The organism is Bradyrhizobium sp. CCBAU 45384 (assembly GCF_028128665.1).
In the GTDB taxonomy this organism is placed as follows: Bacteria; Pseudomonadota; Alphaproteobacteria; order Rhizobiales; family Xanthobacteraceae; genus Bradyrhizobium; species Bradyrhizobium manausense.
Genome location: NZ_LBIZ01000116.1, coordinates 246,301 through 260,549, shown reverse-complemented (window position 1 = coordinate 260,549; position 14,249 = coordinate 246,301). Strand labels below are relative to the sequence as shown.

Below are 14,249 nucleotides of genomic sequence, written 5' to 3'. Positions count from 1 at the left end.
CCTACCGCTTATTCCAATCGATGATCCGGCTCGTGTCGCCATCGAATTCGTTGCTGCAGAATGTGCCGCCCTGGAAATGATCGCCGACCGGATCCGGCTTCAGCTTGGCCTGCTCGGCCATCGCGTGCTCGCGGAAATCCTCGGCGCGCCCCGCGGGGCGGTAGCCGAACTCGTAGGCGCGGTGGTTGTCCCACCAGGCGCGCTCGTTGAAAGAGGCGCCGTAGAACACCTCGAAATGGATGTCGGGATGTTCGAGCCCGATCCGACAGAGCTGCACCAAATCTTCCGGCTTCAGCCAGATCGAAAGCCGGCGCTGGTCGAGCGGCATGTCGCCGAAATTGCCGATGCGCAGGCACGTCACCTTCAGCCCGTGCTTGTCGGCATAGAAAGCGCCGACGGCCTCGCCAAAGACCTTGCTGACGCCATAACGGCTGTCGGGACGCGGGGTGACATCGGTGCCGATCTTGTGGTGGCGCGGATAGAAGCCGACGGCGTGGTTCGACGAGGCGAAGACCACACGCTTGACGCCCTTGCGATACGCCGCCTCGAACAAATTGTAACCGCCGATGATATTGGCCTGGAGGATCTGGTCCCAGCTGCCTTCGACCGAATAGCCGCCGAAATGGATGATGCCGTCGACGCCCTCGCAGATCGCCTCGACTTGCGCGAGATCGGCGAGGTCAGCCGCCTTGAACTGCTCGTTCGCGCCGAGATCGGCGGGCGGCTTGATGTCGGAGAGCATGAGATCCGGATAGATCGGCGGCAGCAATTTTCGCAGGCTCGTGCCGATTCCGCCCGAAGCTCCCGTCATCAAGATACGCGCCATGTTGTCCCTCGCCGTTGGTGACCGATTTGCGGTCACGTGTCTCTAATGATAGCAGCATTGTCCAGAGGGAACGAAACGAGAGAACCGACATGAATGAGGCATCGTCCCATAACCAAGGCTGGCGGCCGGCGACTTATTACCCTGATCCCGCGATAAAAGCACTGGATCCCCGTTTCGAAAAATACTGGCTAAGGCTGTCGGCGGTGGAGCGGCTGGCGACCGGCCTGCGCTGGGCCGAGGGTCCCGTGTGGTTCGGCGACGGGCGTTATCTGCTCTGTAGCGACATTCCAAACCAGCGCATCATCAAATGGGAGGAAGAGACCGGCGCTGTCAGCGTGTTCCGCAAACCCTCCAATTTCGCCAACGGCAATACGCGTGATCGGCAGGGCCGGCTCGTCACTTGCGAGCATGGCGGGCGGCGCGTGACCCGCACCGAATATGATGGCGAGATCACCGTGCTGATGGATCAATTCAACGGCAAGCGGTTGAACTCGCCGAACGATGTCGTTGTCAAATCGGACGGCTCGATCTGGTTCACCGATCCGACCTTCGGCCTGCTCGGCAACTACGAGGGCTACAAGTCCGAGCCCGAGATCGACATGAACGTCTACAGGCTCGACCCGGAGACCCGCAAAGCCACAATCGTCGCCGAGGGTGTGCTCGGGCCGAACGGGCTCGCCTTCTCGCCGGACGAGAAAATCCTCTATCTCATCGAATCCCGCGGCGTTCCGACCCGCAAAATTCTCGCCTATGACGTCTCGCCTTCCGGTGACAAGCTTTCGAACAAGCGCGTCTTCGTCGATGCCGGCCCCGGTACGCCGGACGGTTTCCGCGTCGACATCGACGGCAATCTCTGGTGCGGCTGGGGCATGGGCGATCCCGAACTCGACGGCGTCGTCGTGTTCGCACCCGACGGCGTCATGATCGGCCGCATCGCGCTGCCCGAGCGCTGCGCCAATCTCTGCTTCGGCGGCGTCAAGCGCAACCGCCTGTTCATGGCGGCGAGCCAGTCGATCTACGCGTTGTATGTGAATACGCAGGGAGCGTTGGGGGGATAGGCGCTCCTCTCGTCATTCCGGGGCGCGCCGTTTTCGGCGCGAGCTATGGTGCGCAATTGCGCACCTGAGAATCCATCGTGCGACAGAGTCGGTGGATGAATGGAATCCGGGCTCGTCGCTTCGCGACGCCCCGGAATGACGACGGAGCAAAACAAAACGCCGGAGCAGTTGCCCGCTCCGGCGGCGTGTTGTTCACGTAAGGCTTACGCCGCGTTGAAGCCAGCGACGGCCTTCACTTCGAGGAAGTCCTCGAGGCCATACTTGCCCCACTCGCGGCCGTTGCCCGACTGCTTGTAGCCGCCGAACGGCGCGGTGCGGTCATTGGGCACGCCCTGGAGGTTGACGTTGCCGGCGCGGATCTGGCGGCCGACACGCTTGGCATCGTCGACCGAGGAACCGTAGACGTAGCCGGCGAGACCGTAAGGCGTGTCGTTGGCAATCTTGACGGCGTCGGCTTCGTCCTTGGCGCCGAGGATGGTCAGCACCGGTCCAAAAATCTCTTCGCGCGCGATCGTCATCTCGGGCGTGACGTCGGCGAAGATGGTCGGGCGGACATAGAAGCCCTTGTTGACGCCTTCCGGCAGACCAGGACCACCGGCGACGAGCGTTGCGCCCTCGTCGATGCCCTTCTTGATCAGCGCCTGGATCTTGTCCCACTGGCCGCGGTTGACGACGGGGCCGATGGTGGTGCCATCGGCGCGCGGATCGCCCGCCTTGGTCTTGTCGGCGACGGCTTTCGCGATCGCGGCGACCTCTTTCATCTTCGACAGCGGCACGATCATGCGCGAGGGCGCATTGCAGGACTGGCCGGAGTTGTTGAACATGTGCATCACGCCGCCGGTCACCGCTTTCGTCAGGTCGGCGCCTTCGAGGATGACGTTCGGCGACTTGCCGCCGAGCTCCTGGCTGACGCGCTTCACGGTGGGCGCGGCGCGCTTGGCCACATCGATGCCGGCGCGGGTCGAGCCGGTGAAGGAGATCATGTCGATATCGGGGTGCTCGCTCATGGCGGCGCCGACCTCGGGGCCGAGGCCGTTGACGAGGTTGAACACGCCCTTCGGCACGCCGGCTTCATGCAGGATCTCCGCAAAAATCAAAGCCGAAGTGGGCGTGAACTCGCTGGGCTTCAGGATCATGGTGCAGCCGGCGGCGAGCGCGGGCGCGACCTTGCAGGCGATCTGGTTGAGCGGCCAGTTCCAGGGCGTGATCATGCCGACCACGCCGATCGGCTCGCGCAGCACCATGGCGGTGCCGATGGGCTCCTCGAAATGATAGTTCTTGAGCACGTCGAGCGTGGTCATGAGATGGCCAAGGCCGGCGCCGGCCTGGAGCTTCTCCGCCATCGGCAACGGCGCGCCCATCTCGTCGGAGACGGCGGCGCCGATCTCCTTGATGCGGGTCTTGTAGATCTCGATGATTTTGCTGAGCAGCGCGACGCGCTCCTCGCGGCTGGTCTGGGAGAACGTTGCGAAGGCGCGCTTGGCGGCGGCAACGGCCTTGTCGACATCGGCCTTGGAGCCGAGCGCAACCTCGTACATCGCCTCTTCCGTCGCGGGATTGACCACGGCGGTGGACTTCTTGACGGCGGGATCGACCCAGGCGCCGTCGATGTAGAATTGCATGCGATTGACCATCGTTAACCTCTTCTTGGGGGCTTGGGGGGGCGTTTCGGCAGGCATCCTTGCACGAAAGCGCCGGCAATTGAACCCGCCATATGCGGGGCCAGCGTTGCGGCGGACGGAGGTTATATGAGCTGGTGGCGGGAACGAGGCAAGGTTCTCTCGATCGTCATTCCGGGGCGATGCGGAGCATCGAACCCGGAATCTCGAGATTCCGGGTTCGGCTCTTCGAGCCGCCCCGGAATGACAACCCCGGTGACTTCCCCTACACCGCCATCTTCCGATGCAGCACCGGCGCGCCGGTGGTGAGGCTTTCGGCCGCATCGATGATGGCGTTGGCATCGATGCCGTAGTGGCGATAGAGATCGGCGATGGTTCCGGTCTGGCCGAACTGCTCGACGCCGAGCGCCTCGACGCGATGGCCGTGGACGCTGCCGAGCCAGCCGAGCGCGGAGGGGTGGCCGTCGATCACGGTCACGATGCCGCAATCGCGCGGCAGCGGCGCCAGCAATTGTTCGACATGGCTGAGATGCTGCACGCCACGGCGGTCGCGCCGCAATTTTCGCGCGGCGGTCCAGCCGGAATGGAGGCGATCGGCCGAGGTGATCGCGAGCAGGCCGATATCGCGCCTGTTCTCGCCGATGAAGCCGGTCGCCTCGATCGCCTCAGGCGCGACCGCGCCGGTATAGGCGATCACGAGCTCGGCATTGGGGCCGGGCTTGCGCAGCCAATAGGCGCCGTCGGTGATGCCCTGCTGCAACTCCGGCGTCATGATGCGCTGCGCCTGCTCGATGCTGCGCGTCGAGAGGCGGAGATAGACCGAACCGCCCTCGCCCGGATCGCGCTGCATGTGCTCAAAGCCCCAGCCCATGACGACCGCGAGCTCGTCGACGAAAGCAGGCTCGAACGAGGCAAGCCCGTCCTGCGCCATGCCGATCAGCGGCGTTGCGATCGACTGGTGCGCGCCGCCCTCCGGCGCGAGCGTGATGCCTGAGGGTGTCGCCGCCACCATGAAGCGCGCATCCTGGTAGCAGGCATAGTTCAGCGCATCGAGGCCGCGCTCGATGAAGGGATCGTAGAGCGTGCCGACCGGCAAGAGCCGCGCGCCGTTGATCTGGTGCGAGAGGCCGAGCGCCGAGAGCATGATGAACAAATTCATCTCGGCGATGCCGAGCTCGAGATGCTGGCCCTTCGGCGAAGCGTCCCAATTGTAGGTCGATGGAATTTTCTCGCTGCGGAATAAGTCCGCCTTCGCGGCATTGGCGAACAGGCCGCGCCGGTTCACCCAGGGGCCGAGATTGGTCGAGACGGTGACGTCGGGCGAGGTCGTGACGATGCGCTTTGCCAGCTCGCTGTCGCCGCGCGCGATCTCGTTCAGCACGAGGCCAAAACCCTGCTGCGTCGACATCTGCGGCGATGGCTTGAAGGCGAGCTGCGCAGGCACCTCGACCACCGGCGCGGTCAGGCGGCGGCCGTCCTGGTTGAACGGCACGCGCGCGAGAAACGCGTCGAGCTCGGCGGCGCTCTGCGGCAGGCCCTCGTACTTGTCCCATTCGTGGCCGGGGCGGATGTTCTGGCTGTCGCGATATTTCTCCATCTGCGTAACCGTCATCAGGCCGGCATGGTTGTCCTTGTGGCCCTGGAACGGCAGGCCGACGCCCTTGATGGTGTAGGCGATGAAGCAGACCGGGCGATCATGGTTGATGGACTCGAACGCCTCGACCATGCTCGCCATGTCGTGGCCGCCGAGATTCGACATCAGCGCCAGCAGCTCCTCGTCGCTGCGCTTGTCGATCAGCGCAGTGATCGGGCCCTGGTCGCCGATCTCGTCGTGCAGATGCTTGCGGAACGCCGCGCCGCCCTGGAAGCATAGCGCGGCGTAAAGAGCGTTCGGGCAATTGTCGATCCAGCGCTTCAGCGCCTCGCCGCCTGGCTCCGCGAAAGCCTCGCGCATCAGCCGGCCGTATTTCACGATCACCACGTCCCAGCCGAAATTGCGGAACATGGTCTCGAACTTTTCCCACAGGCCTTCGCGCACGACGGCGTCGAGCGACTGCCTGTTATAGTCGACCACCCACCAGGTGTTGCGCAGGCCGTGCTTCCAGCCCTCGGCCAGCGCCTCGAAGATGTTGCCCTCGTCCATCTCGGCATCGCCGACGAGGGCGATCATCCGCCCTTCGCGGCGATCCTTCATCCAGCCATGCGCCTTGACGTAATCCTGCACCAGCGAGGCAAACAGCGTCTGCGCGACGCCGAGGCCGACCGAGCCGGTGGAGAAGTCGACGTCGTCGACGTCCTTGGTGCGTGAGGGATAGGACTGCGCGCCCTTGAAGCCGCGGAAGTTCTCCAGCTTTTCGCGGCTTTGCCGGCCGAACAAATACTGGATGGCATGGAACACCGGGCTCGCATGCGGCTTCACCGCGACGCGGTCCTCCGGCCGCAGCACATGAAAGTACAGCGCCGACATGATGGTGGCGAGCGAGGCCGAGGAGGCCTGATGGCCGCCGACCTTGAGTCCATCAGCATTGGAGCGGATGTGGTTGGCGTGGTGGATGGTCCATGACGACAGCCACAGCGCCTTGCGGGCGAGAGCAGTCAGGATTTCGAGACGCGCGGAATCGACGGGCATGGCGATGCTCCGGAAAATAAGGCGGATCATACGCCTGCCGGCGGCGCCAGATTTCTCAATTTTTCGCGTCATACCGGCAGATATTGGGATACCATACCAACACCGGCCATGAAATACAGGTTCTATTCCAATGCCCGAGCTCGACGCCATCGACCGCAAGATCCTCAGCCATCTCCAGAACGACAGCCGCCTGACCATGCAGGAGCTCGCCGACAGGGTCGGCCTGTCGGTCTCGCCCTGTCATCGCCGGGTCAAGCTGCTGGAGGAGCGCGGCGTGATCTCGCGCTATGTCGCGACCGTCGACCAGAAGGCGCTGGGGCTGCATGTCAGCGTCTTCATCTCGATCAAGCTGGCGCGGCAGAAGGAGGAGGACCTCAACCGCTTCGCCCGCGCCATCTCGAAATGGGACGAGGTGCTGGAGTGCTATCTGATGACCGGCAACCGCGATTATCTGCTGCGCGTGGTCGCAGCCGACCTCGCCTCCTACGAGACGTTCCTCAAGACCAAGCTGACCCGGCTCGACGGCATCGCATCGATCGAGTCCAGCTTTGCGCTCAGCCAGGTGAAGTATTCGATCGCGCTGCCGGTGTAGCACAACGCGGGCGTCTGGAGGGACGGCCGCAAGCGCCTCGTAGGGTGGGCAAAGCGTAGCGTGCCCACCACTCGTGATTGCGCAGAGAGATGGTGGGCACGGCGCTTCGCGCCTTTGCCCACCCTACGGCACCTTCCTCGCCGCAATGACGGCCATCACCGCCACGGCTGCACGATGATCTTGGTGTGGGCCTCGGGGTTGGCGAGATCGGCGAAGGCTTTGGCGACGCCGTCGATGCCGACTTCCGCCGTCACCATCGCCGCGGCGTCCACCTGTCCTTCGGCGATCAGGCGCAGCGAGCCTGCAAACTCTTCCGGCGTGTAGCCGAGCACGTACTGGACGTTGAGCTCCTTCATGATGCCCAGCATGGGCTCGTGTCTGTCGCTCTCCATGCAGACGCCGACCACGACGATCCTGGCATCGCGCGGGGCGCCCTCGAACACCTGCTGCAACAGGCCGGGCACGCCGACGCATTCGAAGATGATCGCGGGCTTCAGCGCCGGCAGCATGGCCTGGAACGGCGGTCGCGCCGCCCTCTCCGCCTCCGACATCTGCGCGTGCTCGGCCCAGGTCGCATAGGGCTGCGACACCTTGGGATCGACGACGATATCGGCGCCGAGCTTTGCGGCAAGCGCCCGCCGCGCCGGCGAATAGTCGGCGGCGATGATCGGGTGCAGGCCCTCGATCTTCAGCGCCGCGATCACGGCAAGCCCGACCGGGCCGCAGCCGATCACCAGCGGCACCTCGCCGCCTTGGATATTTGCCTTCGCCACGGCGTGAACGCCGACCGCGATCGGCTCGGTCAGCGCGGCATGTTCCGGCGCGAGGCCGTTCGGCACCTCCAGCAGCAGCGGCTCGCTGAGCAGCATCTGCTCCGCATAGCCGCCGACAAACTCGTTGGAATAGCCGATGCCCTTGATGCCCTCAGGCGTCAGCAGCGCGGGCAGCGAGCACACATGTGTGCCGGGCTTGAGCTTGCGCGTCGTGCCGGGGCCGAAATCCACGATCTCGCAGCAGAACTCGTGACCGAACACGACATCCCGCGACAGATCCATCGGGGTGCGCCCGGTCTTCTTGGCCATCTCGACCATCCGCGGCGCGTGCTGGCGCGCGTGCAAGTCGGAGCCGCAGATGCCGCAGGCGAGCGTCCTGACCAGCACCTGGCCGGGGCCAGGCTTCGGCTCCGCGATCTGCCCCACGACAATCTCGCCGTTCCTGAAAATCGCAGCGCGCATCCGGCTCCCTCCTGATGTGTTGGAACCGTTGATAGCACGTATCAGCGCGCGCAAACTTGCGTCAGGGGTTCGGAGACCGTGCTGCCTGCACCAAGACCTGGGCGCGGCGCACGCGCTCACGATGGGCGATGTAGAGCCCGCTGGCAACGATGAAGGCCGCCCCCGTGATGGTCCAGACATCGGGCAGCTCGCCGAAGACGAAGAAGCCCAAAATGCTGACCCACAGCAGCTGCGTGTACGAGAACGGCGCCAGCACCGAGGCATCGCCGTACCGATAGGCCAGCACGATGATCCACTGCCCGACGGTGGAGGCCAGGCCGATCACGATGCCGAGCCCGATGCCTGTCCAGGTCGGTGTGACCCAGACGAACGGCACCATCACGGTGAGGATCGCAACACCCGTGAGCGCCGAATAGGCCATCGTGGTGAGAACGGCCTCACGCCCGCTCATCAAGCGCGTCATGATCAGTGCGGCGGCCCAGCAGAATGCCGAGATGATCGGGAAGAACGCCGCGACGTGGAATGTGGCCGAGCCCGGACGAATGATGATCATCACGCCAATCAGGCCGACCGCGGTCGCGATCCAGCGGCGCATGCCGACCTTCTCGCTGAGGAAGATGATCGAGAGGGCGGTGACGAACAGCGGCGAGATGAAGCCGGTGGCAGAGGCTTCCGCGATGGGAAGGAAGCGCAAGCCGGTGATGAAGAAGAGGGAGGAACCGAGCAGCGCCGTGCCGCGCATGATCTGCAGGCCCAGCCGCTCGGTCCGCATCGCATGCAGCGGCGAGCCCGGCAGCATCACCGGCAGGAACATGAGCGCGAAGGTGACGAAGCGAATCCAGGTGATCTCGATCGACGGCAGGCTCGATGACAAATATTTCGAAGTGACGTCGGAGCAGCCGAGGAATACCGTCGACAGCAGTACCAGCGCGATGCCCTTGAAGGGATGGTCGACGCGCGCAGGCGCGCGGCGAGCCTCCTGCTTCTTCTCCGGCAAGGGCATGGGAATACTGTCGAGCCTTGCGGCTGCAGCAGGTGGCGGTGTCACTGTAGGAACCCGGCAAAAGGCGAATCGAGAGGCCTCATAAAAACGACAAATGCGCCGCGTTCACAACTTCCGAAAACAGGATGCCGATATGCGCTGACGTCCACGCGCGTCAACGCCCGGTTAATATTGCGCGTTTGTGCGCTACAGCATCGGCAGGCTGCGCGGCTTCGGGCCGCGCGGAAACGCCGCATCCAGCGCCGAGATCTCCTCTTTCGTCAGCACGAGATCGCCGGCCGCCGCATTTTCGCCGGCATGTTCCGCGGACGACGCCTTCGGGATCGCGAACACCGTAGTCGCACGGGTGAGGAAGCTCAGCGCGACCTGACGCGGTGTCGCACGACGTGCCTCTGCAATGCGCGCCAGCACCGCGCCGCCCTTGCTGCGCGCATCCGGAAAATCATCGTGCCCGAACGGCGAATAGGCGACGACGGCAACGCCGTGCCGCTCGCACCACGGGATCACGGCATGCTCGATCGCGCGCTCCTTGAGATGATAAAGCACCTGATTGCAGGCGATCTTGCCTTCACCCGCAACCTCGAGAATCTCGTCGAGATCATCGGCATCGAAATTGGAGACACCCCAGGACTTGATCTTGCCTGATGTCACCAGCTCCTCGAATGCAGCGACGGTGTCCTCGAGATCATACGAGCCGCGCCAGTGCAGCAGATAGCAATCGAGACGATCTGTCTTCAGCCGCTTCAGCGAGCGCTCGCAGGCCGTGATGGTGCCACGGCGCGAGGCGTTGCTTGGCAGCACCTTGGAAACCAGGAACACCTCATCACGACGGCCCGCGATCGCATCGGCAATGACAAGCTCGGCATCGCCATACATCTCGGCGGTGTCGATATGGGTCATGCCGAGATCGAGCCCGCGCTGAAGCGCCGCGATGGCGCGCTTGCGGTCGCCATGGTCGAGATACCAGGTGCCCTGTCCGATGACAGAGACGTTGGCGCCGGTCTTGCCGAAGGGTTTTGTGTTCATGTTGTCTCCGATGCCGCTCGTTGGCACAGGCAACCGCTATCGCGCTCAAGAGTTCAATCCGGGAACGTTTCGACCAGACGCGGGGGCGCTTCGTGGTAAATCATGATTGGTCTTGGAGTGGAGTGAAGGCCGCGCGGCACCATAGGCCACAATCGCGGGCACGTCGATTGGGTGGGAGGATGGTACCTAGCCCACGCTGTCATTCCCGCGAAAGCGGGAATCCAGTACGCCGCGGCTTCTCGGTGAATCACTGACGTCTCGGCGTACTGGATCGCCCGGTCAAGCCGGGCGATGACGGCGGAGCATGCGGAGCCAGCCGAGAACGATGCCCTACCCCGCCGCGCCCGCGACCTTCGCGTGCTTCGCGGGCACAACCTCCGTCGTCGCGATCAGGCGCTTCAGCTCGGGAATGCAGGAGCCGCAATTGGTGCCTGCTTTGAGCTTTACACCGATCTCGGCGGGGGTGCGCGCGCCGCCGGCGATCGCATCGCAGATGGTGCCGCGGCCGACGCCGAAGCAGGCGCAGACGACAGGGCCGGTCGAGACGGCGCCTTCGCTGGACTTACCGGACAAGAGCATGCGGCGTTGGTCGTCGGTGACGCGATCGGCCGCAAACACGCTCTTCACGACCTCCCAGTCCCCGGCATCATGCGCGGGGCCGACGAACAGACAGGTCTCGATCCGGTCGGCCGAAAACGAAGCGGCGCGGAAAACGCCGCCGCCGAAATCGCGGTACTCGGCCACGTCCTCACCGCCGATGCTTGCGAGCCAGGCCGGCCAACGCGACAGGTCAGCATTATCAGCGAAGAGATAGCCGAAGCCGCCGCTGACCGTGACGCGGGTCCACAACAGGTTTGGCGGCAGAGCGAGCTGCTTGCGCGACAGCGCAAAACCGCGGAAGACGTATTCGTAGGGCGCGATCGCAGCCGGCGTCGCTTTCGATTCCGGCTGGCCCGAGAATGGATCGGTAAACGAGTGCACCAGCGCGCCGACGCGGCCATGCGAGGCGTTCATCGCGCTCCAATGGATCGGTGTGAACAGCGTGCCGCGCTGCTGCCGGTCGCTGACGACGACCTTCAGAATGCACTGGCCGTAATCGGTGGTGATACGGGCATAGCCGTCGTGAACAATGCCGTATTTGCTGGCATCGTCAGGATGGATCTCGACGAAGGGTTCGGGCAGATGCGCGCCCAGCCGCTGGCTGAGACCTGTGCGCGTCATGGTGTGCCACTGGTCGCGGATGCGTCCGGTGTTGAGCCTCAGGGGACGCGACGGGCCGGTTTCGGCCCGCAGCGAAGGCACTTCCGGGGCGACGAAGCGACCCTTGCCGTCATTGGTGAAGAAGCCACCTTCCGCGAAGAATCGTTCGCCAGGTGCACCACCTTCGGGGGCCGGCCACTGCACCGGCGTCAAGGCGTCGAAGGCCTCGTCGGACAGCGCGCTCAGCGCGCCGATGTCGAAATCGCGGCTGCCATTGTTCTCGAACGCCGAGAGCGCGGCATGCTCGCGGAAAATATCGGCGGCCGATTTGTATTTGAAGCTGTCGCCGAAGCCGAGACGCTTGGCGGTCTCGCTCAAAATCCACCAGTCCGGCCGCGCCTCGCCGGGCGCCGGCAGGAACGAACGCTGGCGCGAGATGCGGCGCTCGGAATTGGTCACCGTGCCCGACTTCTCGCCCCAGGCCAGCGCCGGCAGCAGCACATGCGGGCCGGCCTCGACCGTATCGTTGCCGAGCACGTTCTCGGACACCACGAACAGCTCCAGCTTCTTCAGCGCCTCGCGCACGATGTCCGCGTCGGGCAGCGACACCGCGGGGTTGGTGCCCATCACCCACAGCGCCTTGACCTCGCCGCGGTTGATCGCCTCGAACAACTGCACCGCCTTCAGCCCCTCATGGGTGGCGATGCGCGGCGCCTTCCAGAACCGCCTGACCCGATCGATGTCGGGCGGCGTGAAGCCCATGTGCGCGGCGAGCATATTGGCGAGGCCGCCGACCTCGCGGCCGCCCATCGCATTGGGCTGGCCGGTGAGCGAGAACGGCGAGGCGCCCGGCTTGCCGATACGCCCCGTGGCGAGATGGCAATTCAGGATCGCATTGACCTTGTCGGTGCCCTGCGCCGACTGGTTGACGCCCTGCGAGTAGAGGGTGACGACGCGCGTCGTGCCACGGAACATCCGGAAGAAGGCGGCGACGTCCTGCTCGGAGAGCCCGGTCGCAAGCGCAGTCGCGGTGATGCTTCCTGCGATGTTACGCGCACGCGCCAGCGCATCGTCGAAGCCAGAGGTATTGTTCGCGATGTAGTTCTGATCGAGCGCACCATTGTCGGCGAGATGCACGAACAGGCCGGAGAACAGCGCGGTGTCGGTACCGGGCCTGAGGCCGAGGAACAGATCGACGTCACCAGCGGTGTCGGTGCGGCGCGGATCGATCACGATCATGCGCGCGCCGCGCTCTGCGCGGTTCTTCAACATGCGCTGGAACAGTACCGGATGGCACCAGGCCGCGTTCGAGCCGACGAAAATCAGGAGATCGGCCTGGTCGAGATCCTCATAGCAGCCGGGCACGGTATCGGCGCCGAAGGCGCGGCGATGGCCGGCGACCGAGGACGACATGCAGAGCCGGGAATTGGTGTCGACATTGGCGGTGCCGACAAAGCCCTTCATCAGCTTGTTGGCGACGTAATAATCCTCGGTGAGAAGCTGGCCCGAAAGATAGAAGGCGACCGCATCGGCGCCATCGCGCGCGACAATGTGCTTCATGCGATGCGCGACATGGTCGAGCGCGTCACTCCAGGCCACGCGCTCCATCACACCCTTGCAGCGGATCATCGGATAGAGCAGCCGGCCCTCCAGCCCGACGGTCTCACCGAGCGCAGAGCCCTTCGAGCACAGCCGGCCGAAATTGGCGGGATGGTCGGGGTCGCCCGCGATCGCTGCGCCGCCCGCGCCATCGGGCGTTGCGAGCACGCCGCAGCCGACGCCGCAATAGGGACAGGTGGTCTTGGTGGTGCGGAGCGTGGGATCGATCGCCGTCATATCAGGCAGCCTTGGAAGGAACGGCGAGGATACGGCCGAACATCATGTCGGCCCGGATGGCGGCAATCTTCTCGCGGGTGCGGATCAGCTCGAGATACCAGAGCGCGTCGGCGGTCTCGCCGACCAGTACGGCGCCGGTGAGGCACCCGTCTGAAATCACGAGCTTCTTGTACGTGCCGCGTCGGCTGTCCGACAGGACGAGGCTCTCACTGCCCTCACCGCCCATGAAGTCGCCTGCCGAGAACACGCTGACGCCTGATACTTTCAGATTGGTCGAGACCACGCTGCCCTGGTAGGCGGCGGGGCGGCCACCGAGATGCCGGGCCAGCACCCGCGCCTGCTCATAGGCCGGCTCGACCAGGCCATAGCAGGTGCCGCGATGCTCGGCGCATTCACCGAGCGCGTAGATGTCGGCAGACGCCGTCTGCATCACGTCATTGACGACGATGCCGCGGTTGACCGCGATGCCGGCGTCCTTCGCGAGCGCAATGTTGGGCCTGATGCCGGCAGCGAAGATCACGGCGTCCGCCTCGATCCGGCCGCCGTCGGCCAGCTCCACGGCTTCGACATGGCGCTCGCCGTGGATGCGGGCGGTCGAGGCGTTGAGCAGGATGCGGATGCCCTTGCGTTCCACGAGCGTCTTGAGCAGATCGGCGGCCGGCCCGTCGAGCTGGCGCTCCATCAGCCGGTCCATCAGATGCAGCAGGGTCACGGACGCACCGGCCTTGGCAAGGCCATAGGCGGCTTCAAGCCCGAGCAGGCCGCCGCCGACCACGACGACGCGCTTCCTCGCCGCGGCCAGCGTCAGCAGCAGGTCGACGTCGCGGGTGTCGCGAAAGGTATGCACGCCGGCAAGATCGGCGCCCGGCACGTTGAGCCGCAGCGGCGTCGATCCCGTCGCGAGCACGAGCCTGGAATATTCCATGCTCTCTTCGCCTGATATCTTGAGCTCGCGGCGGCCGGTGTCGATCTCGGTGACGCGAGAGCCGCAGCGTACGGTGACGCCGCGATCACGCCACCACTCCGCTGGTCGGAGCTCGATCTCGTGCGAGCCGGTCTCGCCGGCCAGCACGGATGAGAGCAGCACCCTGTTGTAAGCGAGCCGCGGCTCTTCGCCGATCACAGCGACCGCATAGCGGCCGAGCGCGGTCCTGGCGAGTTCGTCGACCAGACGCGCGGCTGCCATACCGTTACCGACGATGACGAGCGGTTCACTCACAAGGCA

At 64.9% G+C, this 14,249-nt stretch carries 10 protein-coding genes; 2 read left to right on the top strand and 8 right to left on the bottom strand.

Features of this window, described 5'->3' with window-relative positions; translation table 11 throughout:
- Position 1: 1 nt before the first annotated feature.
- Positions 2-826: an NAD-dependent epimerase/dehydratase family protein gene (locus tag XH80_RS30715; protein WP_271601811.1), complete on the bottom strand. Its 825-nt coding sequence runs from the start codon at positions 824-826 to the stop codon at positions 2-4.
- A gap of 89 nt (positions 827-915) precedes the next feature.
- On the opposite strand from XH80_RS30715, the gene XH80_RS30710 reads away from it, so the two are divergent.
- Positions 916-1,884, top strand: a complete 969-nt coding sequence (locus XH80_RS30710; RefSeq protein ID WP_271601810.1) for an SMP-30/gluconolactonase/LRE family protein — start codon at positions 916-918, stop codon at positions 1,882-1,884.
- A 203-nt stretch (positions 1,885-2,087) separates the two neighbouring features.
- Here XH80_RS30710 and XH80_RS30705 read toward each other — a convergent pair whose 3' ends face one another.
- Together XH80_RS30705 and XH80_RS30700 are read right to left on the bottom strand one after the other, a co-directional pair.
- Positions 2,088-3,518 carry an aldehyde dehydrogenase family protein gene (locus XH80_RS30705; RefSeq protein WP_271601809.1) on the bottom strand — a complete coding sequence of 477 codons (1,431 nt, stop codon included), beginning with the start codon at positions 3,516-3,518 and terminating at the stop codon, positions 2,088-2,090.
- A gap of 250 nt (positions 3,519-3,768) precedes the next feature.
- On the bottom strand, positions 3,769-6,132 hold the full coding sequence (locus tag XH80_RS30700) for a transketolase (RefSeq protein ID WP_271601808.1): 2,364 nt from the start codon (positions 6,130-6,132) through the stop codon (positions 3,769-3,771).
- Positions 6,133-6,262: 130 nt separating this feature from the next.
- Between XH80_RS30700 and XH80_RS30695 the strand changes: the two genes are divergently transcribed.
- On the top strand, positions 6,263-6,724 hold the full coding sequence (locus XH80_RS30695) for an Lrp/AsnC family transcriptional regulator (protein ID WP_057753316.1): 462 nt from the start codon (positions 6,263-6,265) through the stop codon (positions 6,722-6,724).
- A 155-nt stretch (positions 6,725-6,879) separates the two neighbouring features.
- Here XH80_RS30695 and XH80_RS30690 read toward each other — a convergent pair whose 3' ends face one another.
- The 5 genes from XH80_RS30690 to XH80_RS30670 all read right to left on the bottom strand — a co-directional run bounded on the left by XH80_RS30690 (position 6,880) and on the right by XH80_RS30670 (position 14,243).
- On the bottom strand, positions 6,880-7,959 hold the full coding sequence (locus XH80_RS30690; protein WP_271601807.1) for a zinc-binding dehydrogenase: 1,080 nt from the start codon (positions 7,957-7,959) through the stop codon (positions 6,880-6,882).
- 61 nt (positions 7,960-8,020) lie between these two features.
- Positions 8,021-8,962, bottom strand: coding sequence for a DMT family transporter (locus XH80_RS30685; protein WP_271601965.1), 942 nt, complete (start codon positions 8,960-8,962; stop codon positions 8,021-8,023).
- Between the two features lie 186 nt (positions 8,963-9,148).
- Positions 9,149-9,988, bottom strand: coding sequence for an aldo/keto reductase (locus tag XH80_RS30680; RefSeq protein WP_271601806.1), 840 nt, complete (start codon positions 9,986-9,988; stop codon positions 9,149-9,151).
- A 330-nt stretch (positions 9,989-10,318) separates the two neighbouring features.
- A complete protein-coding gene (locus tag XH80_RS30675; RefSeq protein ID WP_271601805.1) occupies positions 10,319-13,024 on the bottom strand; it encodes a nitrate reductase in 2,706 nt (901 codons plus the stop codon).
- Between the two features lies 1 nt (position 13,025).
- Positions 13,026-14,243, bottom strand: a complete 1,218-nt coding sequence (locus tag XH80_RS30670; RefSeq protein WP_271601804.1) for an NAD(P)/FAD-dependent oxidoreductase — start codon at positions 14,241-14,243, stop codon at positions 13,026-13,028.
- Positions 14,244-14,249: the final 6 nt, after the last annotated feature.